Source organism: Novosphingobium sp. ERW19, from assembly GCF_012641315.1.
GTDB lineage: Bacteria > Pseudomonadota > Alphaproteobacteria > Sphingomonadales > Sphingomonadaceae > Novosphingobium.
The window spans coordinates 641,923-668,424 of the sequence record NZ_JABAIC010000001.1; the positions used below are offsets into that span (position 1 = coordinate 641,923).

The 26,502-nt window shown below is 65.2% G+C and carries 19 protein-coding genes and 1 pseudogene; 9 read left to right on the forward strand and 11 right to left on the reverse strand.

Going from position 1 to position 26,502, the window contains the following annotated elements; all coding sequences use genetic code 11:
* Window positions 1–235 precede the first annotated feature (235 nt).
* Window positions 236–1,354, forward strand: a complete 1,119-nt coding sequence (locus tag HGI46_RS03240; protein WP_168903049.1) for an ATP phosphoribosyltransferase regulatory subunit — start codon at window positions 236–238, stop codon at window positions 1,352–1,354.
* Window positions 1,355–1,508: 154 nt separating this feature from the next.
* On the opposite strand, the gene HGI46_RS03245 is transcribed toward HGI46_RS03240, so the two are convergent.
* From HGI46_RS03245 to HGI46_RS03285, 9 genes are all read right to left on the reverse strand, one after another.
* Window positions 1,509–2,438: an alpha/beta hydrolase gene (locus HGI46_RS03245; protein WP_168903050.1), complete on the reverse strand. Its 930-nt coding sequence runs from the start codon at window positions 2,436–2,438 to the stop codon at window positions 1,509–1,511.
* 73 nt (window positions 2,439–2,511) lie between these two features.
* Window positions 2,512–4,629 (reverse strand): TonB-dependent receptor, encoded by a 2,118-nt coding sequence (locus tag HGI46_RS03250; RefSeq protein WP_168903051.1) that lies wholly within the window; start codon window positions 4,627–4,629, stop codon window positions 2,512–2,514.
* A 137-nt stretch (window positions 4,630–4,766) separates the two neighbouring features.
* Window positions 4,767–5,570, reverse strand: a complete 804-nt coding sequence (locus HGI46_RS03255) for a class I mannose-6-phosphate isomerase (protein ID WP_168903052.1) — start codon at window positions 5,568–5,570, stop codon at window positions 4,767–4,769.
* Complete coding sequence (locus tag HGI46_RS03260) at window positions 5,567–6,607, reverse strand: mannose-1-phosphate guanylyltransferase (protein WP_168903053.1); 1,041 nt, start codon at window positions 6,605–6,607, stop codon at window positions 5,567–5,569. Before HGI46_RS03260 ends, HGI46_RS03255 begins: the two co-directional genes overlap by 4 nt.
* A gap of 44 nt (window positions 6,608–6,651) precedes the next feature.
* A complete protein-coding gene (locus tag HGI46_RS03265) occupies window positions 6,652–7,944 on the reverse strand; it encodes a glycoside hydrolase family 130 protein (RefSeq protein WP_168903054.1) in 1,293 nt (430 codons plus the stop codon).
* Complete coding sequence (locus HGI46_RS03270; RefSeq protein ID WP_168903055.1) at window positions 7,931–10,291, reverse strand: glycosyltransferase family 4 protein; 2,361 nt, start codon at window positions 10,289–10,291, stop codon at window positions 7,931–7,933. The genes HGI46_RS03265 and HGI46_RS03270 overlap by 14 nt, the downstream gene beginning before the upstream one ends.
* Window positions 10,292–10,494: 203 nt before the next feature.
* The gene (locus HGI46_RS03275; protein ID WP_168903056.1) at window positions 10,495–11,229 is read right to left on the reverse strand and encodes a TonB family protein; all 735 of its coding nucleotides are present in this window, start codon (window positions 11,227–11,229) and stop codon (window positions 10,495–10,497) included.
* Window positions 11,230–11,326: 97 nt separating this feature from the next.
* A complete protein-coding gene (locus tag HGI46_RS03280; RefSeq protein WP_168903057.1) occupies window positions 11,327–11,722 on the reverse strand; it encodes an acyl-CoA thioesterase in 396 nt (131 codons plus the stop codon).
* A complete protein-coding gene (locus HGI46_RS03285) occupies window positions 11,719–13,794 on the reverse strand; it encodes a S9 family peptidase (protein ID WP_168903058.1) in 2,076 nt (691 codons plus the stop codon). The genes HGI46_RS03280 and HGI46_RS03285 overlap by 4 nt, the downstream gene beginning before the upstream one ends.
* A gap of 63 nt (window positions 13,795–13,857) precedes the next feature.
* Between HGI46_RS03285 and HGI46_RS03290 the strand changes: the two genes are divergently transcribed.
* The 7 genes and pseudogenes from HGI46_RS03290 (at window position 13,858) to HGI46_RS03320 (ending at window position 22,390) form a co-directional block, all read left to right on the forward strand.
* Window positions 13,858–15,657, forward strand: coding sequence for an aminopeptidase P family protein (locus HGI46_RS03290; RefSeq protein WP_168903130.1), 1,800 nt, complete (start codon window positions 13,858–13,860; stop codon window positions 15,655–15,657).
* A 55-nt stretch (window positions 15,658–15,712) separates the two neighbouring features.
* Window positions 15,713–16,081 (forward strand): VOC family protein, encoded by a 369-nt coding sequence (locus tag HGI46_RS03295; RefSeq protein WP_168903059.1) that lies wholly within the window; start codon window positions 15,713–15,715, stop codon window positions 16,079–16,081.
* Between the two features lie 236 nt (window positions 16,082–16,317).
* Window positions 16,318–16,941 (forward strand): EF-hand domain-containing protein, encoded by a 624-nt coding sequence (locus HGI46_RS03300; protein ID WP_168903060.1) that lies wholly within the window; start codon window positions 16,318–16,320, stop codon window positions 16,939–16,941.
* A 6-nt stretch (window positions 16,942–16,947) separates the two neighbouring features.
* Window positions 16,948–17,685 carry a response regulator gene (locus tag HGI46_RS03305; RefSeq protein WP_118072492.1) on the forward strand — a complete coding sequence of 246 codons (738 nt, stop codon included), beginning with the start codon at window positions 16,948–16,950 and terminating at the stop codon, window positions 17,683–17,685.
* A gap of 6 nt (window positions 17,686–17,691) precedes the next feature.
* Window positions 17,692–19,083 carry an ATP-binding protein gene (locus HGI46_RS03310; protein ID WP_168903061.1) on the forward strand — a complete coding sequence of 464 codons (1,392 nt, stop codon included), beginning with the start codon at window positions 17,692–17,694 and terminating at the stop codon, window positions 19,081–19,083.
* Window positions 19,084–19,219: 136 nt separating this feature from the next.
* Window positions 19,220–21,886 carry a M1 family metallopeptidase gene (locus tag HGI46_RS03315; protein WP_168903062.1) on the forward strand — a complete coding sequence of 889 codons (2,667 nt, stop codon included), beginning with the start codon at window positions 19,220–19,222 and terminating at the stop codon, window positions 21,884–21,886.
* 201 nt (window positions 21,887–22,087) lie between these two features.
* A pseudogene (locus HGI46_RS03320) lies at window positions 22,088–22,390 on the forward strand (GIY-YIG nuclease family protein).
* Window positions 22,391–22,499: 109 nt separating this feature from the next.
* Here the strand turns inward: HGI46_RS03320 and HGI46_RS03325 are convergent.
* Together HGI46_RS03325 and HGI46_RS03330 are read right to left on the reverse strand one after the other, a co-directional pair.
* Window positions 22,500–22,925, reverse strand: a complete 426-nt coding sequence (locus tag HGI46_RS03325; RefSeq protein WP_206065488.1) for a hypothetical protein — start codon at window positions 22,923–22,925, stop codon at window positions 22,500–22,502.
* Between the two features lie 128 nt (window positions 22,926–23,053).
* Window positions 23,054–24,628, reverse strand: a complete 1,575-nt coding sequence (locus tag HGI46_RS03330; RefSeq protein ID WP_168903064.1) for a helicase HerA-like domain-containing protein — start codon at window positions 24,626–24,628, stop codon at window positions 23,054–23,056.
* Between the two features lie 103 nt (window positions 24,629–24,731).
* Here HGI46_RS03330 and pabB point away from each other — a divergent pair, with 103 nt between their 5' ends.
* Window positions 24,732–26,501: an aminodeoxychorismate synthase component I gene (gene pabB, locus HGI46_RS03335; RefSeq protein WP_168903065.1), complete on the forward strand. Its 1,770-nt coding sequence runs from the start codon at window positions 24,732–24,734 to the stop codon at window positions 26,499–26,501.
* The last annotated feature ends 1 nt before the right edge of the window (window position 26,502 follow it).

A 26,502-nucleotide genomic window follows, 5' to 3' on the forward strand; every position in this document is an offset into this window, starting at 1 on the left:
GGGATGAATCACGCAAAGACGCAAAGACGCGAAGAGGTTGCGCGCGCCGCAGGCCTTCATTGCCAATCGAATGGCGTGTAGAGGAGAATGCGGCTGCGCCGCTTGGCGCGACATCTTCGCGTCTTTGCGTCTTTGCGTGAGATATCCTTTTCTTCTCCGCGCCTCTGCGCGAAACAAGAACACGCGCAACATCACAGGTTCGACATTTCCCATCCATCCCGCTAAGCGCGCGCACATGACCGACGTCGATTCCAGCTTGCTGCCCGAGGGGCTTGAGGACCGCCTGCCACGTGAGGCGGCGACCACCACGCGCGTGATGCGCAGCATTCAGGACGTGATGCACGGCCACGGCTATGACCGCGTGCTGCCGCCGATGATCGAGTTCGAGAAGAGCCTCGCCGCGCGGATGGCGGGCATCCAATCACGGCGCATGTTCCGCTTCACCGATCCGTCGTCCTTGCGGATGATGGGCCTGCGGTCTGACCACACCCCGCAGATCGGCCGCATCGCGCAGACGCGGCTGGCCGAAGCGGCGCGGCCCCTGCGGCTGATGTATGCAGGGCAGGTCCTGACCATCAAGAGCGACGGGCTCGACCCCGCGCGCGAGAAGCTGCAGTGCGGTGCGGAGCTGGTCGGCGCGGACAATCTGGCGGCGGCGACCGAGATCGTCTCCATCGCGGTCGAGGCGCTGCAGGCCGCAGGTGCGCGCGGCGTAAGCGTCGATTTCACCCTGCCCGATCTCGTCGACACGCTGGCCGCCAAGGCCTTCCCCCTTGCGCCCGAACAGATCGAGGCGGTGCGGCGCGAACTCGACACCAAGGATGCGGGCGGCCTGCGCGATGTTGGCGGCGAGGCCTATGTGCCGCTGCTCTACGCCACCGGCGAATTCGACAGCGCCATCGAGAAGCTTGCCGCGATCGATGCGGGCGGCGCGCTCGCCTCACGCATCGCTTCGCTAAAGCAGATCGCCGCCAGCCTTAACGGCGCGGCCCGCCTGACGCTGGACCCGAGCGAGCGCCACGGCTTCGAATACCAGACCTGGTTCGGCTTCACCCTCTACGCCGAAGGCGCGCGCGGCCCAGTCGGACGCGGCGGCACCTATCGCATTGCCGGGAACGGTCAGGACGAGGCCGCCACCGGCTTCTCGCTTTACCCGGATGCGCTGATCGACCTGCTCTCGGCCAGCGAAACGCCGGAAGATCGCGTGTTCCTGCCGCTGGGCCATGACCGTGACGAGGCGGCGCGGTTGCGCTCGATCGGCTGGCGCACGGTTGCGGCGCTCAGCGATGCGGACAGCGCGAAGGGGTTGGGGTGCACGCATGTGCTGGGGGCTGTCGGGCCGGAGAAGGTTTGAACACAGCGCTGATCCTCCCAGTTTTTCCGAAGGACAAACGGGGAGGTGGCATTCGCGGCAGCGAATGACGGAGGGGTCTTTTTCCCCTCCACCACCAGCTTCGCTGGCGGTCCCCCTCCCCATTTGTGCTTCGCAAAAACGGGGAGGATTTTGACTATCGCCCAAACACCCCCTTCAACCACGCATCCATAACCGGCGTCGCGGGATAATCCGCCTCGCCCAGCTTGCGGTTGATTTCGGCGTGGCCTTGCAGGCCGGTGCCGGGGAAGCTGCCGTATTCGACGGTCACGCCCGCCTTCTTGAGCGCCGCGCCGAGTTCCTGCGCCTGCGCCACGCCGTCCTTGCGCTGGACGTGGAGGAGGAGGAAGCGCGGGGCGTTGGGGGCGGCGGCGTGGAACACCGGGGATAGCGCCTTCTGGCGGGCGGGGTCGGTGCCGAAGGCCTGTTTGTAGGTATCGGCCATCATGCGGCCGGCCTGCTCCATCTGTTTTGGCACGTCATAGGCCGCGCCGTCGTTGGGCATCACGCCGTCGATGTCGGCGAAGGACAGTCCCGCCTTGCGCAAGTATTGCTCGTCCGTGCCCACCAGCGCCACCAGATGCGCGCCCGCGCTGTGGCCGGTGAGGACGACCTTGCTGCGATCGATGTTCAGCTTGTCGGCGCGGGCCAGCAAATAGGCCAGCGCCTGCGCCACGTCGCTCGCCTGCTGTTCGACCGTGGCAGCGGGCACGAGGCGGTAGTTGATCGAGGCGAAGGCATAGCCCTGATCGCGCAAGTGGCCGGGCAGGGCATTGCCCATCGCGGAGTCCTTGCTCCCGCGCTTCCACCCGCCGCCGTGTACATAGAGCACGAGCGGCGCGGCCTTCGCGCCCGCCGGAGCCCAGAAGTCCATGACCTGCAGCGGGTCGGGGCCATAGGAGAAGGTCTGCGCGCCGGGCGTGCGTTCACGCTTGGCCGCGCCTTCGGCGCGCTGCTCCATGCGCTTGGCGATCCGTTCGCGCAAACGCCCGCCGGGCTGCGCCTCGGCCAGCCCTGCTCCGAGAATGACCAGCGCAGCAGCGCCCGCAATTGCTATCCGCTTCATGCCGTGACCTCACCGTTTTCCCTGAAGGGCAAAACTGCTGGGCCACGGCTTTATCTGCGATGAACCGTGGTTCTCAGAAGCTCACCCTCGCACTTACACGTATGTCGCGGCCTGCCAGGGGGGCGAAGTCCTTGAGGAAGGAGGCGTGGCGGCGGGCGTCGACATCGAAGATGTTGTTGGCCGAAAGCGCGAAGGAGAGCGGGCGCTCGTTGCCCCACGGGCGGAAGTTCACTTCGGCGTTGACCAAGGTGAAGCTGGCCGTCGGCGTCTCGAAATTGGCGAGGCGGGGCTGGCTGTCGCTCCATTCCACTTCGCCGCGCAGGTCCACCTTCTCACCCTTCAGGCCGAGGCCGCCGAGCAGGCGCAGTGGCGGAATGCGCGGTGCCGGGCCTACCCCGACGATCTCGGCATGAACGTAGTCGGCCACGCCATCGGCCACCACGTCGAACCCGCCGACCTTGGCAAGCGTGACCGTGCCCTGCAGTTCGAAGCCATAGTAGCGCGCACGCCCTTGCGTGAACTGGAACACCGGCAGGCCATCTTCCACCGCGCCGGTCAGGCTCTCGTAGATGAAGTTGTCGAACCAGTTGTGATAGACCGAGGCTTCCAGCGTGTAGCCGGGGCCGGAGCCGCGCAGCACGCCTTCGAGTCCCCAGGCGCGCTCCGTGCGGAAATCGGGGCTGCCGACTTCGAACGCCTGCGTGCCCGCATGCGGGCCATTGGCGAAGAGCTCCTCGGCAGAAGGCGCGCGCACGGTGCGGCTGAGGTTTACGCCGAAGCGCCAGCCATCGGCGAAGCCCAGCGACGCGCCGGCCGAACCCGAGAAGGTGTCGAACGAGCGCTTGCCGTTGAAGAACTGCGGCTGGTCGGGCAGCGGCTTGGCTTCGAGCACGGTGTGTTCGTACCGCGCTCCGCCTTCCAGCTTCAGCGCGCCGAGGTCTATCTGCTGCAGGGTGAATAGCCCGAGCTGCTGGGTGGAGCTCTTGGGCAGGAAGGCTTCATCGCCGATCACGTTGAAATCGCGGGCGAAGTACTGGACGCCGCTCGCGCCCTTCCAAGCGCCGCGATCAGCCTGGACCAGTTCGACGCGGCCTTCGAGGCCCTTGTTGTAGAACGCGGTGCCGATGCCGCCGTCCGGTTCCAGTTCGAAGTGGCGGTAGGAGGCAAACCCGGCGCGGGCCTTGATCGACTTGAGGAAGCCGCCGCCGGTCTCGACCTCGGCGCGGAGGTCAACGCGGTCCTGCGCGACGTCGAGGCGCGGCGATTCCTGCTCTTCGCCCGGGCGGATCGCGTAGCGGGTGGGGATGCCATAGAGGCTGTCGTAGTGGCTGTAGGAAATGCCGAGGTTGCCGGTATCGGTGATCAGTGCCGCGCCGACGCCCGCTGTCCAGGTCTCGGCAGCGGAGTTTGGCAGGCGGCCCCTGAGCGCGGCGTTGCCGGCAAAGTCCACGCCTTCGTCCAGCTGGTCGTCAGTTTCGGTCCCGGCATTGGCCAGCGCCACGGCGCGGGCGGAAGGGGCGAGAACGTAGTCGCCAACACGCAGGTTTCCGGTCTTGAGGTAGCTGCCATCGGCGTGGACGACGAACTGCTTGCCCACCGGCACATCCACCGCCGCACCGATCGAACGCTCGTTCGCCGCCGAGCCATAAGTCGCCATGGCATCGACGTGGGCGATCTCGTCGGGCACGACGCGCGGGATGCGCTTGTCGATCACGTTGACGACGCCGCCGATGGCCGATGAGCCGAACAGCAGCGTGGCGGGGCCGCGCAGCACTTCGATGCGCTCGGCCAGGAGCGGGTCGATCACTACCGCGTGGTCGGCACTGGTGTTCGAGACGTCGAACGCGCCGATACCGTCGGTCAGGATGCGGACGCGCTCGCCCTGAAGGCCGCGCAGCACCGGGCGCGAGGCGTTGGGGCCGAACGAGGTGGCCGAGACGCCGGGGGTGCGATCAAGCGTCTCGCCGATGGTCGGGCGGATCGCCTGCGCCAGCTCCTGTCCCTGCAGGACCGATACGCCCGAGATGATATCGGCCCGTTCGCGGTTGAAGGCGGCGGTGACGACGATCTGCTTCGGCGTCTGGGCGTGGGTATCGCCCTGATCATCAGCGGCAGGAGCCAGAGCCTGCTGGGCCATGACGGGCGTGGCATTGGCGGCGGCGCCGAGGAGAAGGAGAGCGGTAAGACGCATGGAATGTCCTTGCTGTATGCGACCAGCCGCCGGCCTGCTGACCGTGCGGCGTTGGCGGCTCCATACAGGCATAGCATGCATGTTACAACATAACATTACATGAATGCGTACCCCTTTTCCCGGCTACCGCGAGAAAGCTAGGCCGGTCGGACGAGCAGGCAGGTGCCGGAGGCAGAGAAAGCCACGTCGGCGGCAGCTGCGGCAAGGGCGCATTGGCCAACGTCCACCGCTTCGCCCGCTACCGCCACGGCGGCATCGACCGGGATGACGAGGCATGGGCCATCGTATGCCCGGTGCACTTCCGCAGCGGGCTCGCCGATCACGCAGTCGGCAGTGAAGTACTTGCCGTTGGCCAGTTGGTGCGAGGTAGACAGCACGTCGTGGCGGCGGAGCGATGGTTCGTGCGGCCCGCCCTTGGCCACCGCCATGCTCTGATCGAGGTGCAGCTCGCGCGGGCGGCCGTAGTCGTAGAGGCGATAGGTAATGTCGCTGTTCTGCTGGATCTCGATCAGGCTCACGCCCGCGCCGATCGCGTGGACAGTGCCGGCCGGAATATAGAAGAAGTCCCCGCGTTTGACCGGATACCAGTCCATCAGGCCCTCGATGCTGCCATCGAGGGCTGCGGCGCGCAGCGCTTCCCCGTCGAGCGCCTCGCCAAAGCCGATACCCAGCTTCGCGCCCGGCTCTGCATCGAGGATCAGCCAGCACTCCTCCTTCCCGCGATCGCTTTCACCGAGTTCCCTCGCCTGTTCATCGCTGGGATGGACCTGGACCGAGAGCGCATCGCTGGTGAAGATGTACTTGACCAGGATCGAGGGAAGTTCGGACGGCGGCTCGAACCAGATTTCGCCGATGCTCCTTCCCGAGAAGGCTTCGAAGGGCCGGGGCAGATCGTCCTTGCCCCAGGGTTTTTCGACCATCCGCCTCGGCAGCAATGTCACTGGTTCGCAGCTCCGGAAAGCTTGCCCACGGCTTGCGCACCTTCTGGCGTACAGACGAGGACTTCGTCGCCATCGACGACGATCATGAGATTCGATGCGCCCACCACCGAAACGCGGGGGCCATCACTCATAACGAGTACGTTGCTGCAATCCTTCAGTTCCGCCCGCCCGCGGACGGCATTGCCCGCTTCATCGCGATCCTGCGCATCGTGAAGGGCCTGCCAGTTGCCGATGTCCGACCACGCCATCTCCGCCGGGACCATCGCCGCGCGCGACGTGTTTTCCATGACCGCATAGTCGACGGATTCGCTGGGCACCTTGGCAAAGGCTTCGCGATCGGGGTGGAAGCGCATGCCATCTTCCCGTCCCTTGGCGACAGCTTCGCGCACTGCCGAAAGAATGTCGGGCCGGTGAAGCCCCAGTTCCTCAAGGAACGTGCCGACCCTGAACGCGAAGATGCCCCCGTTCCAGGCATAGTCACCGCTGCTCAGAAACTCCATGGCGCGGGCCAGATCGGGCTTTTCGACGAACCGCTCGACGCGGCGGCCGCCAGTGCCATCGATCGCCTCGCCCTGCTTGAGGTAGCCGAAGCCGGTCTCGGGCGCAGTGGGCACGATGCCGAAGGAAACGAGCCAGCCAGCTTGCGCCAGTGCCGCCGCTTCATGCGCAGAGGCCCGGAAAGCATCGCAATCACCGATGTGATGGTCGCTCGGGCACACCAGCATGATCGCGTCTTCCGGCAGGCTCAGCGCGGCAAGGGCAATCGCGGCAGCCGTGTTGCGCGCTTCGGGTTCGACGATGATTCGGGTAGCGCCACGATCAGGCAGCTGTTCCTCGACATGGCCAAGATGGGCAGCCCCGGTCACGACGACCGGATCGCCGAAGCCTTCGCCAACCGGGCAGCGCAGCACGGTTGCGCGAAACAGAGTCTCGTCACCAACGAGCGGAAGGAAGGGCTTGGGCCGCGCCTTGCGCGAGCGCGGCCACAAACGGGTGCCGCTGCCGCCGCACAGGATCACGGGAACTGTCTTGGTCATGTGTTGCCTTGATTTAACCTGCTGCAGCGCAGCGAAGCCCTGTTCTAGCGAGTTGCATCCATTCTTGCCAGCATCTCGCCAACCGAAGTCGTGGCGAAGCCAACGGCGCTGTCGGATATGCCGTAGGGCACCAGCAACTGGTCTTCGACCAACAGTGCACCGCAAGTATAGACGACGTTGGGGACATACCCGAAACGATCGGCGTCGATAGCCGTCAGCAGTGGCTTGCTGGACCGCGCGATGACTTTCGAAGGGTCATCACGATCAAGCAATGCGCAGCCCAGCGCGTACTTGCGCATCGCACCCACGCCGTGCGTGAGCAACAGCCAGCCGTGGTCCGTGAGGATCGGGCTGCCGCAATTGCCGATCTGCACGAATTCCCATGGGAATTCGGGCTCCATCAGCAGCACGCCATCATCGTCCCAGCGCTCGAGACTGTCCGAGCGGAGCAGGAACAGGTTCTTGCCATCCTGCCGGCCGACCATGCAGTACTGCCCCCCCACCTTCTGCGGAAACAGCGCCATGCCCTTGTTCCGACCGGCCCGCCCGACGATGGGTTCAAGCCGGAAAGAGCGGAAATCCCGCGTGCGCAGCAATTCGGACCGGATATCCGCGCCGGAATATGCCGTATAAGTGCCGATCCATTCGTAATCGCCACCGCCATGGTCAAAACGGACAAGGCGCAGGTCTTCCAGACCGCCACGTTGCTGCTCGGTCACCGGAAAGATCACGCTGTTGGACAGCGTGCTTTCCGAGTGGCGATGCAGGGTAACAGCGCAATCTGCTCCCTGGCACGCCGTCAGGCTGTCGTCAGGCAGCAAGGCCGTCGCAAAATGGCTTTGCGGCCACAGCTCGAAATCGCCTTCAGGAAGGGCGATGCCTTCGCGGAAAACGATCGAGCTGATGTGCCCTTCGCCCACTGCTCGCAGGCTCATGACAAAGCGTACCGCGCCGCCGGTCATGCCGGACTGGTCGGGATGCGGCACGATGCTCGGGTTCATCAGCGCCGCAGCGGCATATGTATATTCGTGGCAGAAGTACGCGCCGATCAGCCGCTTGCGGCGAATCGACAATTCCGAGCCGTCGAATCTTAGGACCGCCTCCATCTGGCGATAGCGCTCCTCGAAAAGCTGCTCGGTCTGCCAGTGACGCTCCTCGAAATCGTGGAGCACGCGTGCGTACTCCTCATCTGCCTCATCGTTGCTCAGCGAAACGACATCGTCGACGAGCTTGCGCGCACGCGCGCCTGACCCGCCGGGCCCCTGCCAGCCGAGATGGAATGGACGAAGTACGACCCTCGAAGGATCGGCGTGAAGCCTTTGTTCAAGTACCCGCAAGCTGTTGCGTACCCTTGCTGTTGATCTTCATGGCAATGGCAGGGGGCGAAATAGGTTCCTGAGCCAGAGTTGCCGATCCGGGGCGCCGCGCAATTTGCACCATCGCGTAATGCGCAAGCTGGAACGCCAGGATCGATTCCGCGCCGCAATTGAGGTTGACGCCTTGCGGAGTCACGCCATCGCGGCAGCGGCCCGACACGATATCGCCAAGCACTTCGCCGCGGTCGTTGCCGCCCAGGAACCAGCGATATGCGGTTTCCGCATGGCGCAGCCAGGTGATGTCGCCGGTCGCGGCATAGGCGCTCGCCGCCGCATCGACCGCGGCCCAAGCCTCCAGTGGCTGCTGATCGAACGGCATGTTCTCGTAAGGCCGCCCGAAGGTTTCCGAGCCCACGGGGCGGAAGTGCCCCTGCGCCGAGACCTGCTGGCGCGCGATGAAGCGCAGCGAGGACAGGCCGGCTTCCATCCAGTCGGCGCGCTCAAGAACCTGCCCTGCGCCGATCAGCGCCTGAGACAGCCGCGGGTTGTCATAGCTGAGCACCGCTTCGAACCAGGCCCAATCGGGGCGACGTGCTTCGTTCAGCAGATTGGCGAGCAATTCGGCACCGTGGCGCAGGCTGGCCAGCGCTTCGCCATGCGCGGGATTGGCGCGTAAGGCCTCGATGCAGCCGAGCATCACGAACGCAACCGTGCGCGGGGCATCCATCGTGCCAACCGGAGCAAGCGCGATGTCGAACCATTGCGCCGCCCAGTGCCGCAGCCCTTCGTCCGGCGCATCGTTCATCGCCCTGCCCAGCGCCCAGACCGTGCGACCATTGCTGTCGGCAGAACCGATCGGTTCGCACCAGGTGCGGTCAAAGTTCATGAAGTTGCGAAAAGCGCGCTCTTCCGGATTCCAGGCGTGCTGGATGAACGAGGCATAGACCATGGCCCAGCGCTGGCGCTCTGCCAGCGGCACGGAATCCGCCACGCCCATCAGCATCAGCGCGCGCACGTTGTCATCGAGGCAGTAGCCGTGACGGCGGTCGGGGACCGTCAGGATCGAATGTTGCAGCATGCCGGTGGAGTCGCTCATTGCCGCAACGCCAGAGAATCCCGGCGTCGCCAGCAGTGGCATGGTGCGATCAGGTCGGACGACGACGCTCTCCACCAAGCCGCGGGCAGCCCCGGCAAAGCGGGGCCAGATCGTTTCGCGGCCTTTGTCCCAAGCGCGCTTCTGCACGGCATGCAGTTCGCGGGGGTCATCGAGCAGGCGGTTTACCGCTGCCGCAATCACGTCAGCCTGGCGCGGCTCGACCAGGACACCGACGCCATCGGCCAGCAGCTCGCGTGCATGAACATAAGGGGTGGAGACCACCGCCTTGCCCAGCGCCACCGCGTAGCTCAGCGTGCCGGAGGTGGACTGCTGCATGTTGGGATAGGGCGTGAGGTAAATGTCACAGGCTTCAAGCTGGTCGAGCAGTTCATCCAGATCGAGGAAGCGGTTGTCCCATTCGATGTTGGCCGCCACGCCCAGATCCTGCGCCAGCGCCTCAAGGCTCTCACGATAGCGTTCGCCTTCGCTGACAACCAGGTTGGGATGGGTGGCGCCGACGATGCGATAGATCACGTCCGGGTGGTTCTCGACCACCGCAGGCAGCGCCTCGATCACGGTTTCAAGGCCCTTGCCGGGCCCCAGCAGGCCGAACGTCATCATCACGCGCCGTCCCTGATGGCCAATGCGCGCCTTGTAGGTCTCGGCACGACCGAACGGACGATCGGGCGCACCGTGCGGGATCACCGCGATGCGCGCTGGTGCAACGTGGTAAAGGTCCTGCAGCAACCCCATCGAGTGCTGCGACATTACCATGACCCGCGAAGCGCGGCGCAGGATATGCTCAAGCACCTCGCGCTGATGCGCCGATGGCTCGGCAAGCACAGTGTGGAGAGTGACGATCAGCGGCGCCGCCACACGATCGACCAGTTCAAGCACCATGTCGCCATCAGCGCCACCGAAGATGCCGTATTCATGCTGAAGCCACACGGCGTCGACCGCATCCTCGTTCATGCGACGGGCTGCGGCGCGATAGTCCTCAGCCTGGTCCGAGCGGATCAGCCCGCGCACACCGGGATATTCAAGCGGGGAGCGCGCATCGTCTATCACGTGAAGATCGACCGAGATATCCGAATGATGCGCACGCAGCTGTTCGTAGATGTCGGTGGTGAAAGTGGCGATGCCGCATTTGCGCGGAGCATAGCCGCCGATAAGCGCAACCCGGCAAGGCGCTTTCTGGCCGCGACGGAGAAAAGAGAGAACTCCGGGAGCAGAAGCGTCGCCGGTGCCAAACGCATTGTCGATCAGAGTCATGGCGTGCAGGTTCTTCCGAAGGCTGGTCGCACACCGCGTGGCGCGGTTGCTGTACTGTCGATGAACCAACGCGGGGCGGGCAATCCGGTTGCATTGCGATGCAACAAAAATAGCGCGAAAGTAACGCAGGCTGTCGCAAAAGGTCTTCTATCCAACCGTTTGTATAACTTAGGATATATCACTCGTCATGTTGCAGTGCAATATCATGGTTCGAACCAGCGCTGCTCCCAGCCATAGCTGGAGGTGACCGGATTTCCTTCTGCATCAAGCGCAGGCCGGAAGCGGAACCGCTCGGTGGCGAGGCGGCAGGTGATCGCGTCGGCCTCGGGCACGCCGCTCGCACGGTAGACACGGCAAGACGACACACGCCCATCCGTGCCGACAGTCAGCAGGATAACCACGCGCTTGCCAATGCGTTCCTGCTGGCTGCTGACCGGGTAGTCCCGGGTCGAGCGGATATCGCCGGCGATCTTCTCGGCCTTGCGGGCAAGGCCTCCGCCCGAACCGTTGCCACTGGCGCCGCTGCCGGTGCCCGTACCCTCGCCACCACCGCCCGTGCCTTGCCCCTGGGCGGCTGCGCCCGAGCGCGGGTCCTGCCCGGTCGAGGCAACGGGCGGCGCATTTTCCTTCCGCGAAGGCGCGCGGGCCTTGGCGATGACCGGCTTGGGCTTGGCCTTCTTGCCCTCCTCGCCCGAGGCGCCGGCGGGCTCGGGCGTGGTCGGCGTGGGCTTCGGCTCCTCCAGCGGCACATCGAAGGTGCTTGTGGTGAAGGTCTCCTTGGCGAGATCGGTCATGGCGGGAACACCACCGAAACCGTGGATCACACCCCACAGCACCGCGATATGCAGCAATGCGGCGAGCACGGTCGGCACCAGCCGCTCACGCCCGCTGCGCTGGCGGTCGCGATAGCGCCCTGACGGCGTGACTGCGCCACTCATCCTATCCACGTACTGCCCTTGCATCTGCGGCCAAACGCATGCGGGGCGTCTATGGTTGCAACCATTCCGGCAGAATGGAAAGCCTCAGGACGAAACCCTATGGCAGGAACGGCGCGGCCACGTCCTTGGGCACGCGCAGGATGCGGCCTGATGCGCGGTCGATGATCGCCCAGGTGGTCTTGGCGCTGACGATGACCTTGCCCGCTGCATTGCGGAAATCGACGCGCCGGTCGAACCGCGCGCCGGCCGGCGGTTCGGGGATGAAGGTCTCGGCAGTCACGCTCTCGCCCGCGACGATGTTGCCGCGATAGTCGATCTCGTGCCGCGTCACGACCCAGACGTAAGCGTCCTGATGCTCAGGTGAGGCCACCGCCGACCAGTGCGCGGTGGCAATGTCCTGAATCCAGTTCACCCATACCGCGTTGTTGACGTGGCCCAGTTCGTCGATGTGCTCGGGGCCAGCGGTGAAGGTCAGGGCGTAGCGATTGCTCAAGCATCCACCCCCAGCTGCCACAGGATGAAGGCGAATTCCTCCGCCGTTTCCTTCAAGCTTTCGAACCGGCCCGACTTGCCGCCGTGCCCCGCGCCCATGTTGGTCTTGAGGATCAGCTCGTTGCCGTCGGTCTTCACCTCGCGCAAGCGGGCTACCCACTTGGCGGGCTCCCAGTAGGTCACGCGCGGGTCGTTGAGACCGGCGGTCACCATCAACGGCGGGTAGGCCTGCGCCTTGACCTGATCGTAGGGCGAGTACGAGTGGATCAGCTCGAACGCCGCCTTGTCCTCGATCGGATTGCCCCATTCCGGCCATTCGCCCGGCGTCAGCGGCAGATCCTCGTCGAGCATGGTGTTGAGCACGTCGACGAACGGCACGTGGGCGACGACCGCGCCCCACAGCTCGGGATCGGAATTGATCACCGCGCCCATCAGTTCGCCACCGGCTGAGCCGCCCGAAATGCTGATCTTGCCCGGAGCCGTGAACCCGCGCTCGACCAGGCCCTTGGCCACGTCCACAAAGTCGTTGAAGGTGTTGGTCCGCGCCTCCAGCTTGCCCGCCTTGTACCATGCACGGCCCAGGTCATCGCCGCCGCGGATATGGGCGATGGCATAGGCAAAGCCGCGATCGACCAGGCTCAGCCGCGTGGTCGAGAAGCCGGGACCGATGGCGATGCCATAGGCGCCGTAGCCATAGAGGTGCAGCGGCCCACCGGGCGCGCGGTCCTTGCGCCAGACCACGCTGACCGGGACCATCGTCCCGTCACGCGCGGCGATTTCCAGCCGCGCCGTTTCGTAAAGCGAGGCGTCATAGCCGCTCGGGATTTCCTGCACCTTCAGCAGGGTCAGGCTGCGTGTCGCCACGTCGTAGTCGTAGGACGAGGCCGGGCTGACCATCGATTCATAGCCCACCCGCAGTACGCTCATGTCCCATTCGGGATTGTCGCCCAGCGAGGCCTCGTAGCTCGCTTCGGGAAATTCTATCGGTTCGACGCGCGAAGGATCGTCGTAGTAGCGTACCTCGATGCGATCCAGCCCGCGCACCCGGCCCTCGGTCACGTAGAAATTGCGGAACAGGTCGAAGCCGGTGAGGTAGAAGTCGTCGGTGCCCTCGATCAGCGTCGTCCACTCGCCGGGGTTCGAGAGCGGCGCGGTGGCGAGGCGGAAGTTCTCGTGGGTGTCGTTGGCGTGGATGTAGAGCACGCCGTCACGCTCATCGACATCGTACTCCACGCCCTTCTGCCGGGGCTTGACCAGCAGCGGCGTTGCCAGCGGATCGTCGGCTGGAACGAGCCGCACTTCTCCGGTCTCGTGGTCGCCGGTCGAGATGATCAGCCACTGCTCGTTGGCCGAGAGTGACGCGCCGACGCGGAAGCCCTCGTCGTCCTCGTGATAGAGTTCGACATCGTTTTCCAGCGGCTGGCCGATCCAGTGCAGGCGCGCATTGTCCGTCCGCCAGTTCTCGTTGGCGAGGCTGTAGACAAGGCCGGTGTCGTCCTTCACCCAGATCAGTCCGGAAAGCGTGCCGGGGATCTCGTCGGGCAAGACCTCGCCGGTGGCGATGATCTTGATGCGGGCCGTGAAGCGTTCAGAGCCGTTGTCATCCACCGACCAGGCGAGCTTCGTCCCGTCCTTCGACACCGCAATCGCGCCAAGGCGGAAGTAGTCCTTGCCCTCCGCCAGGGCGACTTCATCGAGAATCAGTTCGTCCGCGCTGCCATCGTCGGGCGCGCCAACCGGGCGGCGCCACCACTTCTTGTATTCGGCGCCTTCCTCGAACTCGATCCAGTAGAGGAAATCGCCATCCTTCTGCGGGACCGACTTGTCTGCCTCCTTGATCCGCGCGCGCATTTCCTTGAACAGCGCGTCGATCACCGGCTTGCGTTCGCCCATGCGGGCTTCGAACCAGGCGTTCTCTGCGTTGAGATGTTCAAGGATCGCCTTGTCCTTCACCTCTGGATAGCCGGGATCGCGCAGCCAGGCGTAATCGTCGGAAACGGTCAACCCGTGGTGCGAGAAACTGTGCGGGATGCGGGCGGCGACAGGAGGTGTGGCAATGCTCATCCCTCGCATCTATGTTGCGCGCATGATGCCCGCAAGGCGGGCCGCCCACATTCAGGACCTTATCCCATGCTGATGCAGACACACGAAGCCCGCCTCGACGCCTTGCGCAAGCAGCTTGCCAAGGACGGGCTGGACGGCTTCGTCATCCCGATCTCCGACGAGCACATGAGCGAATATGTCGGTGCCTATGCCCAGCGGCTGGAATGGCTGACCGGCTTTGGCGGCTCTGCCGGCGCAGCGGTGGTGCTGGCAAATGAAGCCGCGATCTTCGTCGACGGGCGCTACACCTTGCAGGTGCGCGATCAGGTCGATGGCAAGCTGTGGTCGTACCAGTCGGTTCCGCAGACCAGCGTCGCGCAATGGCTGGGGCAGCATGCTCCGCAAGGGGCGAAGATCGGCTATGATGCCTGGCTGCATTCCGAGGGCTGGGTCGAATCCGTCTGCGCCGCGCTCGACAAGCGCGATGCGGCCCTTGTTCCGGTGGCGCACAATCCGGTCGACGCCGTGTGGCAGGATCAACCGGAACGATCGCTTGCTATCGCCGTGCCCCACGCCGACGAACACGCCGGACAATCTGCGCACGAAAAGCGCGCCGCCGTGGCCGAGTGGCTCAGCAGCAATGGCTATGACGCGACCGTGATCACCGCGCTCGATTCGGTGGCATGGCTGCTCAACATTCGTGGCACCGACGTCGATCACACGCCGGTCGCGCTGTCGTTCGTCATCGCCAATGCCGATGGCACGGCGGACCTGTTCATCGCGCCTGAAAAGGTCACGCCTGAATTGATCGCCCATCTCGGCAATGCGGTTCGGGTCCACCCGCGCAAACGCTTTGTGCATGCTCTTGGCGAGATGAAAGGGCGCAAGGTCGCGGTCGATCCCGAACGCTCGGTGGCGGCAATCTTCCATGCGCTCTATCAGGCCGGCGCCGAGGCCGTCGCCGTGACCGACCCGGTCGTGCTGCCCAAGGCGATCAAGAACGAGGTCGAACAGGCCGGCCACCGCGCCGCGCAGGCCCGCGATGGTGCGGCCATCGCCCGCTTCCTGCGCTGGATCGAGGTCGAAGCGCCCAAGGGCGGCGTTACCGAGCTTTCCGCCGCCGACCGCCTGCAGGCCTTCCGCGCCGAGGGCGGGCTGCTCAAGGATCTGTCATTCGACACGATCTCGGGCGCCGGGCCGAACGGGGCCGTCGTGCACTACCGGGTCAGCGAGGAAACCAGCCGCACGCTCGAGCCTAACAGCGTCTACCTCGTCGATTCGGGCGGGCAGTACGTCGATGGCACCACCGACATTACCCGCACCGTCTGGGTCGGCCCCGATGCACCGCATGCAGAGGTCAAGGACCGCTTCACCCGCGTACTCAAGGGCCACATTGCACTCGCCCGCGCCGTCTTCCCCAAGGGCACGGCGGGCAGCCAGCTCGACAGCTTTGCCCGCCAGTTCCTGTGGATGGCAGGCCTTGATTACGCCCACGGCACCGGCCACGGCGTCGGCAGCTTCCTCGCCGTCCACGAAGGACCGCAACGCATCGCCAAGGCCAGCGGCGGTCAGGCGGGTACCGGACAGCCGCTGATGCCCGGCATGATCCTCTCGAACGAGCCGGGCTACTACAAGACCGGCGAGTACGGCATCCGCATCGAAAACCTCGTGCTGGTCGAGAAGCGCGACATCGCCGGGGCGGAGGGCGAGTTCTACGGCTTCGAGACGCTGACCTTCGCGCCGATAGCCCGCGATCTGGTCGAAGTCGCACTGCTTTCGGCAGAAGAGCGCGAATGGCTCGACACCTATCACGCCAAGGTGCGCAAGGTGCTCGCCCCGCAGCTTTCCGGCGATGATCTGGCATGGCTGGACGCCGCCTGCGCGCCCTTGTGACACCGCCCACGTTCACGTATTGTTCCTTATCGAATCGTGGATGAGGAACAATGCGATGATCGGATATGTCACTGTCGGCACCAATGACCTGCCCCGTGCTGCGGCCTTCTACGATGCCATCGCGGCGGAGATGGGCGTCGGCCGGATGATGGAATTCGAAACCGGCATCGCTTGGGGCGTACCCGATGGTGCTGCCGGTATCGCGGCGATGAAGCCGTTCGACGGCCAGCCCGCCACCGTCGGCAACGGCGTGATGGTCGCGCTTCAGGCCAATGACAAGGAGCAGGTCGGCCGCCTCCACGCCATCGCTCTCGCCCATGGCGGCACGTGCGAGGGCCAGCCGGGCCTGCGCGGTGGCGGCTTCTATGCCGCCTATTTCCGCGACCCTGATGGCAACAAGCTCAACGCCTTCGTGATGGGCTGAACGGCGGGAGTTCGGTTCGTGATTGCACGCGGATGAACGCCCCGGTGCAGACGCGACAAATTGCGACAATAAACCCGCGTCCCCGGCATAGTCGCGCGACAAGCTGCGCCTAGATAGGGACTACAGGAACTGCGGTCGCCGGCTTTCAGTCCCCCCTGAGCAAGGCATCCCTCCCCCTCTCCTTGCTGAGCATGGCGGCCGCAGTCTCCTCCCTCTCTCCTGACGGGAACGAACTTATGAAGAAATTCCATATTGCGGCTGCCGCTGCGGTGACGGCCACGGCCTCGCTCGCGCTCTACGCCGCCTCGCCTGCCTTTGCGCAGAAGATGGATGCCGATGGCGACAAGACCATCACCTGGACCGAGGCCAAGGCCAAGTCCGATGACATGTGGGCCAAGCTCGACGTCAACAAGGACGGAAAGCTCGACCAGGCTGACAAGAGCGCCAAGTGGGCCGAACAGTTCGCCAGGATCGACACCGACAAGAACGGTTCGATCAGCCAGGCCGAGTTCATCGCTCACCACCAGCAGATGAAGGGCCCCGAAGGTCGTGATGGTGATCGCAAGGGTCACCGCGGTGGCCGCGGTCACGGCATGCGCGGCATGATGATGGGCGGCCACATGGCGATGATGGCCGATGCCAACAAGGATGGCACTGTCACCCGCGCTGAATTCGATGCTGGCGTGAAGGGGCACTTCGACATGGCGGACACCAACAAGGACGGCAAGATCACGCCTGAAGAGCGCCGCGCTTCGATGAAGGCGATGATGGGCAAGATGAAGGGCGCGCATCACGGTCCCATGGGCGGACACATGGGCGCAATGGGTGATGGACCTCCGCCGCCCGCTCCGGCTAACTAAACTACGATGAACGAAGCGCCGATCCGACTGCTCCTGGTCGATGACGAACCTGCGCTGCGCGAACCCCTGGCGGACTATCTGGTCCGGCAGGGGTTTGTCGTGACCCAGGCCGCCACTGCCGCCGAAGCCCGTAGCCGCCTGCTTGAAGCGGGCTGCGATCTCGTGCTGCTCGACATCATGATGCCGGGCGAAGACGGCCTCTCGCTCTGTCGCCATCTGGTCGAGGCCAAGCGCCTGCCCGTCATCTTCATCACCGCCAAGGGTGAATCCACCGACCGCATCGTCGGGCTGGAGATCGGCGCCGACGATTATGTCGTGAAGCCGTTCGATCCGCGCGAGCTTGTCGCGCGCATCCGCTCGGTCCTGCGCCGCGCGACCAAGCAGTCGAGCGAGGTTTCGGACGCGGTCATCTACGAATTCGAAGGCTGGCGGCTCGATCCGCTCAAGCGCCGCCTGATCGACCGCGAAGGCGCAGTCGTCGCCATTTCCTCGGCCGAGTTCCGCCTGCTCATGGCCTTCCTCGATCATCCCCGCCAGGTGCTGGACCGCGATCGCCTGCTCGACATGGTGCAGGGCCGCGAGGCGCATCTGTTCGACCGCGCCGTGGACAACCAGATCTCGCGCCTGCGCCGCAAGGTGGAAGTCGACAGCCGCAATCCGCAACTGATCCAGACAGTGTGGGGCGGCGGCTACATGCTTGCTGCCGAGGTGCGCAAGCGCCCCGCCACTGCTGACGAAAGCTGACCACCGGTGCAGCGCCTCCGCTTCTGGCCGCGCAGCCTTCAGGGCCAGGTCCTGCTCGCCATCGCGCTTGCACTGCTGGTGGCGCAGACCATTTCGGCCGTGCTGCTCTGGAAGGAACAGAACCACCGGCGCGAGGTGTCGATGGTCAGTTCGGCCGCATTTCGGCTGATCGGCCCCAGCCCTGAGGAACGTCGCCACCATCGTGGAGATTCAGACGATCGCGCGCCGCCGCCCTTCCGCATCGAACATTCGCAACAATCGCTCCATCGCCCCGGCGAGCGGCGCCTGCCACGCGTGGAGCACGAACTGAGCGAAGTCCTGAACGCGCAAGGGGTGGAGACCGCCGAAGTGCTGGTCTTCGAACGCGATCCCATGCGCGATGGTCCCAGCCTCGAATTCTGGAGCCGCAACCGCCGCAAGCTGGAACTGGTCTCGAAGGAGCCAATGCCCCGTCTGGTCATTGCCTCGATCCGCAGCCCGTCAGGCGGCTGGACTTCGACCCGTGTCTTCACCGAAGGCGGTGAGATGCGCGTGCTGGCTCCCCTCGTCGGTCAGACAATCGTGCTCTACCTCGTGCTGGTCGGCACCATGGCGCTGATCCTCCGGCACATGGCCCGCCCATTGAAGGCTCTGACCCGCCGGGTCGAGGATTTCGCCGGCAATCGCACTCTGGATGGCCAGCTCCAGCCGGAGGGTCCTGAAGATATTCAGCGCCTGATCGTCGCGCACAACGCGATGGAAAGCCGCATCGCCGCGATGCTCGATGAGAAGGACGTCATGCTCGGCGCGATCGGGCATGACTTGAAGACTCCCCTCGCCGCACTGCGCGTGCGGATCGAGGCGGTCGACGATGATGTCGAGCGCGCCCGCATGGCCGCCACGATCGAGGACATCAATCGCTCGCTCGACGATATCCTCTCGCTCGCCCGCGTCGGCCGACCGTCGGACCCGCTGGAACCGACCGAACTCTCCGCCCTCGTCGCCGACGTGATCGGCGAGTTCGAGGACATGGGCGAACCGGTGGAACTGGGCGACACCGACCGCGTCGTCCTGCCCGTACGCGCCACCTGGATGCGGCGCGCCTTGCGCAACCTCGTCTCGAACGCCATGCGCTATGGCGAACGCGCCCGTATCACGCTCACCCGCGAAGGCCGCGAGGCCGTGCTGCGGATCGAAGACGATGGCCCGGGCATCCCCGAGCACGAGATTGCGCGGATGATGGAGCCGTTCACCCGCCTTGAGGCATCGCGCAACAGCGGCACCGGCGGCACCGGGCTCGGCCTCACGCTCGCCCGCGCGATTGCCGACCAGCACGGCGGCACGCTGACGCTCGCCAACCGTCGCGGCCATAACGGCATTGCCGGACTCACCGCAACCATGCGCCTGCCGCTCGGTTAACCGCCCGCTCATCGCCGGCCCGATAGTCAACCGACATTCGTCGGCGCGCACCTGTCGTTCGTCGAAAGGAGTCGCGCAGGCGACGACCGGTTGCTACTGCAACCAATCTTCATTGCGCCGGGGAGTCATGATCGGCATGCGTACCATTTCTTTTGTTTCCGCTTTCGCCCTTGCCGTTGCCACGGCGGCCGTGCCCGCCACCGCGCAGGCCCCGCTCAATCCTTCGGCTGCAGCGGGCGTCCACACTGACCTTCCCCGCGTCGCCCACCCCTCGCACTACACCATCTCGATCACCCCCGATGCCAAGGCGCTGACCTTCACCGGCACGTCCTCGGTCGATCTCGAAGTCACCGAAGCGACCCCCGCGCTGACGCTCCACGCGCTGGACCTCAAGATCACCAGCGCGACGCTCACGCCCGCAGGCGGGGCCGCCATGCCCGTCACCGTGACGATGGACGAAAAGCGCCAGACCGCGACCTTCACCGCCACCGCGCCGCTCGCGCCCGGCAAGTACCGGCTCGACACCAGCTATTCGGGGATCATCAACACGCAGGCCAATGGCCTCTTCGCGCTCGACTATCCTGACAAGGTGACCGGCAAGGAGGTGCGCGGCCTGTTCACGCAGTTCGAAGCGCCCGACGCCCGCCGCTTCGCCCCGATGTTCGACGAGCCGATCTACAAGGCGACCTTCGATCTTTCCGCCACGGTCCCCGCCACGCAGATGGCCGTCAGCAACATGCCGATTGCGAAAGAAGAGCCGCTCGCGGGTGGCCTGAAGCGCGTCACCTTCGGCACCAGCCCGAAGATGTCGTCCTACCTCCTGTTCTTCGGCCTGGGCGACTGGGAGCGGATGACCAAGGAAGCCATGCCCGGCGTCCAGGCCGGGATAGTCGCGCCCAAGGGCAGCGGCGAGCAGGCGCGCTTTGCATTGGATGAACTCGCCCCGCTGATCCCCTACTATTCGGAATACTTCGGCCAGCCCTACCCGCTGCCCAAGATCGACAACATCGCCGCGCCGGGCCAGTCGCAGTTCTTCTCGGCCATGGAGAACTGGGGCGCGATCCTGACGTTCGAGCGCATCCTGCTCAACGATCCCGCCATCACTAGCGCCGCCGCGCGCCAGAACATCGTCACCACGCAGGCGCACGAAGTGGCGCACCAGTGGTTCGGCAACCTCGTGACCATGGCCTGGTGGGAAGACCTCTGGCTGAACGAGGGCTTCGCCAGCTGGATGGAAACCAAGGCCACCGCCCATTTCCACCCCGACTGGTTCCCGCTGCTCGAGCGCGTGAACGGGCGCGATGCGGCGATGGGGCTCGATGGCTTCAAGACCACGCACCCGATCGTGCAGGAGATCAAGACCGTCGACGAGACCAACCAGGCCTTCGACGCGATCACCTACCAGAAGGGTGAAGCGGTCATCTCGATGCTCGAGGCGTTCGCGGGCGAGAACGTCTGGCGCGACGGGTTGCGCGCCTACATGCGCGATCACAAGTTCGGCAACACCCGCTCGAAGGACCTGTGGCAGGCGATCGAAAAGGCTGGCGCCCCCGGCCTCACCGCCATCGCCACCGATTTCACCACAAAGCCCGGCATCCCGCTGGTCAAGGTCACGGGCATGACCTGCAAGAAGGGCGTGGCCACGCTGAACCTCGAACAGAGCGAATTCAGCGTTGACCGCAAGGACGAGGTTGCCGCCAAGCCGCAGCAGTGGAAGGTGCCGCTGATCGTCTCGGCGGGCGCCGGTGAGCCGGTGCGCACGATCCTTGATGGCGGAAAGGCGACCGTCACGGTCAATGGCTGCGGCCCAATCGTGATCAACGCTGGCCAGCTCGGCTACTACCGCTCGCTCTACAGCCCCAAGATGCTCGAATCGCTGAAGAAGGCCATGCCGACGCTGCAGCCGGTGGACCAGATGGGCCTGATTGCCGACAACCTCGCGCTCTCGTCGAGCGGCTACCAGCCCTATGGTCCGGCGTTCGATCTGCTGGCGGCGATCCCCGGCAATGCCAATCCGGTCGTCCTCGCCAATGCTTTCGGCGATTTCGTCGGCGCGTGGCGCGTGCTCGACAAGGACCCTGCCGCGCAGAAGAAACTCTATGGCAAGGTCGCCAGCACCTACAAGCCGCGCCTCATGGCGCTGGGCTTCGAGCCGAAGGCCGGTGAGCCGTTGCGCGATTCAGACCTGCGCTCGACGCTGATCGCGGGCTTCGGCACGATGGGCGATGCCGACGTCGTGGCCGAAGCGCGCCGCCGCTTCGCCATGCTCGCCAGCAACCCCAAGGCACTCGACGGTCCGCTCAAGACGACTTGGCTCAACATCGTCGCCCGCAACGCGACGAAGGCTGATTGGGAGGCGATCAAGGGCATGGCCGCGGCCAGCAACAGCGCGGTGGAACGCCAGTTCCTCTACACCCTGCTGGGCCGCCCCGCCGATGCCGCGCTGGCCAAGGCCGCGCGTGAGCTTGCTCTGACCGATGCGCCGGGCAAGACCACCAGCGCCGCGATGATCGTCGCCTCGGCAGGCCTGCACCCGGACGAGACCTACGACTTCGCTCTCGCCAACCGCGAGAAGATCGAATCGCTGGTCGACGCGCAGAGCCGCGTGACGTTCATCGCAGGTCTCGGCTCGCAGTCGAACGATCCGGCGATGATCGAGAAGCTCAAGGCGTTCAAGGCCACCGTGCCCGCCGAAGCCTCGCGCCCGGTGGACCGCGTGATCGGCGTCCTGACGGAGAAAGCCCGGACGCGCCCGCTGTTCGTCAAGGGGCTGACCGACTGGCAGAACGGGAAGGGTAAGTAAGGGCCAAACCTGACCCCACTCATGCTGAGCTTGTCGAAGCATCCTGCGCAACCACCGCGCCAGCACCCTTCGACAGGCTCAGGGTGAGCGGATGAGGCCCACACGTTAGCAAGGGGCGGGCCATGACACCCGCCTCCATAACCGCACCATCACCGTCACCCCGGGCTTGACCCGGGGTCCCGCTTTCTTTCTCCTCACACCATGGACAGGGAAAGGCTCGGCGGCTGGGTCTACATCATGGCTGTCCGTTACCGAGGCGCGATGTACGTTGGCGTAACCTCGCACCTTGCGGCCTGATTCCACCAGCACCGCAACGACAGGGGTTCGGACTTCTGCGCCCGCTATGGTCTAAAACGACTGGTCTGGGCCGAGCGCGGCAACCGCATCGAAGACTGCATCGCACACGAGAAGCGCCTGAAGCGCTGGCGCAGGGCGTTCAAGTTCGACCTGATCGAACGAGTCAATCCTGACTGGCTCGACCTTTACGATGTGATCGTGGGGTGAGTGTGACCCAATAGCGGGACCCCGGGTCAAGCCTGGGGTGACGGCGGGTTTTAGGGTTGGGTTTAGGCTGCTTATATGACGGGTTTGGGGTGGATTTCGGACTTCAGACCTATTGCTCTAGCTTGAGCAATTCGTGTGCCACCGCACTCAAATCGGGAAGCCTTTGTTGATCCTGTAGTATTGGCTCAAAGCCCTCTTTCGCTCCGAGATTGCGGTGGGGAGTGACAATCCACTCGCCATCTTTCTCTTCGACGTTCAACAGCTGTGCCGTTGCCATGAACGCCTTTAAGCTCCGAACGCCAGCTGCCTTCAGAAAAGGGTCAAAGAATCCCTTCCATTCGCTCTGCGCTGGGTGCGGGACCATCCACTCAGATCGAGCGAAGGCAGTAGCCAATCCGGCTTCAACTTCCTTGTGATCAGGGCTTGAGCCAAGATTTTGCGGGTTGATCTCCAAGCCAACGCCGCTCGTTGTGCGGACCACTGGCGCGATCAGAACTCGTCGGTTAACGAGATAGGCGGCGACTGACTTCATCATCCTCGCCAGAAAAGCATGAAGAGTGAGATGTCCGCAATGGCGTCGCGTCCCGAAAGTCCGCTCTTCAGCGAAAATGGCGGATAACTGACGTCTTCCGCCAATACAGGATTACCCAAGCAGCCCAAGCTCTAACGCAACAGCCCGCCCAGAATCCCCCGCGCGAAACGGCCCAGGGCCTCGCCGCCGATCGACGTGGCGATCGAGCCGACCATTGCGGTCACCCCCGAGGCCACCGGTGCCGCGCGGGATTTCTTGCCGGTGATGCTGGCGGCGATCACTGCGCCTGCGGATGAGGCGACCGCGCCCGCCGCCGCCTTGCCAGCCTTCTCCCACATCGTCGTGGTCCGGCGGGGCGAGGCGCGTTGTGCCTCTTCGCCCTGCTCTTCCACCTGCTGCGCCGCCGCCGCCGCGTCAGCCGCCTTCTGCGCCAGCACTTCGGCGGCGGATTCGCGGTTCACCGCCGTGTCGTACTTGCCGTCGAACGGGCTGACCGACTGGATCACCGCGCGCTCCTTCGGAGTCAGCGGCCCGAGGCGCGAGCGGGGCGGGGCGATCAGGGTGCGCTGGACGATCGAGGGCGAGCCGTCCTCGTTCAGCGTCGAGACCAGCGCTTCGCCGACTTTCAACTCGGTGATGACCGTCTCGACATCGAGGTCCTTGTTGATGCGGAAGGTCTCGGCCGCCGCGCGGATCGCCTTCTGGTCGCGCGGGGTGAACGCGCGCAGCGCATGCTGCACGCGGTTGCCGAGCTGGCCTGCGATCTTCTCGGGAATGTCGATCGGGTTCTGCGTAACGAAATAGACGCCCACGCCCTTCGAACGGATCAGGCGCACCACCTGCTCCACCTTCTCCATCAGCGCCTGCGGGGCATCGTCGAACAGCAGGTGCGCCTCGTCGAAGAAGAACACCAGGCACGGCTTTTCCGGATCGCCCACTTCGGGCAGCGCCTCGAACAGTTCGGACAGCAGCCACAGCAGGAACGTGGCGTAGAGCTTGGGGCTCTGCATCAGCTTGTCGGCGGCGAGCACGTTGACCATGCCGCGCCCCTGCTCGTCCACCTTGAGGAAATCGTTCACCTCGAACGCGGGTTCGCCGAAGAAGCGGTCCGCGCCCTGGCTTTCGAACGCGAGCAACTGCCGCTGGATCGTGCCGACGCTGGCTTTGGAGACATTGCCGTAACGCGTGGCAAGCGCGCTGGCGTTCTCGGCACAGGCGACCAGCACCGATTGCAGATCGGGCAGATCGATCAGCAGCAGTCCGTTGTCATCGGCATAGCGGAACGCGATGTTGAGCACGCCTTCCTGCGTCTCGTTCAGGCCCATCAAGCGCGAGAGCAGCAGCGGGCCCATTTCGGAGATCGTGGTGCGGATCGGGTGGCCGCGCTCGCCGTAGAGGTCCCAGAACACCGCCGGATTGTCGGAATAGGCATAGTCTTCGATGCCCAGTTCCTTGGCGCGCGCTTCGAGGGACGCTGCATGCTTGAAGGTCGGGCTGCCGGGCATGGCGATGCCCGCAAGGTCGCCTTTCACGTCGGCCATGAACACGGGTACGCCGCGCGCGGAGAACTGTTCGGCAATGCTCTGCAGCGTCACCGTCTTGCCGGTGCCGGTCGCCCCCGCGATCAGCCCGTGGCGGTTGGCGCGGCCAAGGCGCAGCACCTGCCGTTCGCCGTTCGAACCAAGGCCAAGGTAGATATCGTCCATGCACAGCACCCCATCCATTTCGCCCAAGACTATGCGGCGAGTGCCGACCTTGCGAGGGGTTTTTGCATCCGGAGCGGTGAACGGCTAGAGCGCCCCCAAGCCTATGACCCGCGCCCCCTTCATCCTGCTAGACGACGCCCGCACCGAGGGCGCCAGCGATGCGCGCCTCTACGAAGACGTGCTGGAACTCGTCGTCGCACGCCGGGCTGACGAAGTCGAAGCGGCGCTGGCACAAATCGCCGCCACGCCGGGCGACTGGGCGGGCTACCTCGCCTACGAGGCCGGGCTCGCGCTCGAACCCCGCCTCGCCCCGCTGGCGGCAGAGCGGACCGGTGCGGCAGGCCCGCTGGTCTGGTTCGCCCGCTTCGGCAAGGTCACGCGCATGGCCAGCGCCGAAGTCGAACGCTGGCTTGCCACCACCGCCACGGGCTCGGGCAGGCTCGGCCCGATGGGCGCGGCAATCTCATCAGGCGGCTACGCCAAGGCCTTCGATCTCGTGCAGGAAGCCATCCGCGCGGGCGACATCTATCAGGCCAACCTCACTTTTCCGCTTGCCGGTACATGGGACGGCGACCCGCTGGCGATCTATGCCGACGTCCGCCGCGATGCCCGCGCGGGCTACGGCGGGGTGATCTGGGACGGATCGCACTGGCACCTCTCGTTCTCACCCGAACTGTTCTTCAAGCTTGCGAACGGCGAGGCACGGGTGCGGCCGATGAAGGGCACCGCTCCGCGCGGGAGCACTCCGGAAGAGGATGCACGGTTCAAGGCGGACCTTTCCGCCAGCGTGAAGGACCGCGCCGAGAATCTGATGATCGTCGACCTGATGCGCAACGACCTGGCGCGCGTGTCACGCCCCGGTTCGGTGCGCGTCGAGTCCCCGTTTGCCATCGAGACATACCCGACAGTTCACCAGATGGTCACGACAGTTAGGGCGGAGTTGGATTCCGGACAGGACGTCCGCAGCCTGCTCCGCGCGATCTTCCCCTGCGGCTCGATCACCGGCGCGCCCAAGATCCGCGCGATGGAGATCATCCACCAGGCAGAGCGCGATGCTCGGGGGCTCTACTGCGGTTCGATCGGACGCATAGACCCCTCTGGCGATGCGGCCTTCAATGTGGCAATCCGCACGGTGCGCCTCTCGCCGGACGGTCGCGCCGTGATGGGGGTGGGGTCGGCCGTGGTTGCCGATTCCGCGATGATCGGCGAATGGCGCGAATGCGTGGTGAAGGGGAATTTCTTGCGCTTGTCTGCCGGCCATGCCGACCTGATCGAAACGATGGCCTTCGATCCCGCCAAGGGCATCGAACTGCTCGAACTGCACCTCGAACGCATGAAGGCGAGCGCGCTGGCGCTCGGCTTCAGCTTCGATCGCCACGCCGTGCGCAACGCGATCCACGCGCTGTGCTTCGATCTTGATGCGCCCGCGAAAGTGCGGCTCGTCGCCTCGAAGGGCGGCGCCCATGCGCTTGACGCTTCGCCCATGCCCGCGCCGCTCGAAAGCCTGACCTGCGCAGTGCTGCCCCTGCCAGTCTCAGACGGCGACTGGCGCCTGCGCCACAAGACCACCGACCGCGCCTTCTACGAAGCCGGCCTTGCCGCCGCAAAGAAGGCTGGCGCTGGCGAGGCGCTGTTCCTGCGCGACGATGGCCTGATCACCGAAGGCACCTTCACCAACCTGTTCGTCGAACGCGATGGCAAGCTGCTCACCCCGCGCGCCGATCTCGGCCTGCTGCCGGGCGTGCTGCGCCGCTCGTTGATCGAGGCCGGACGCGCTGAAGAGGCCGACCTGACGCTGGATGACCTCGCAGACGGCTTCCTTGTCGGCAACGCCCTGCGCGGACTGATCCCGGCGCGCCTGCTCGGCTCCTGAA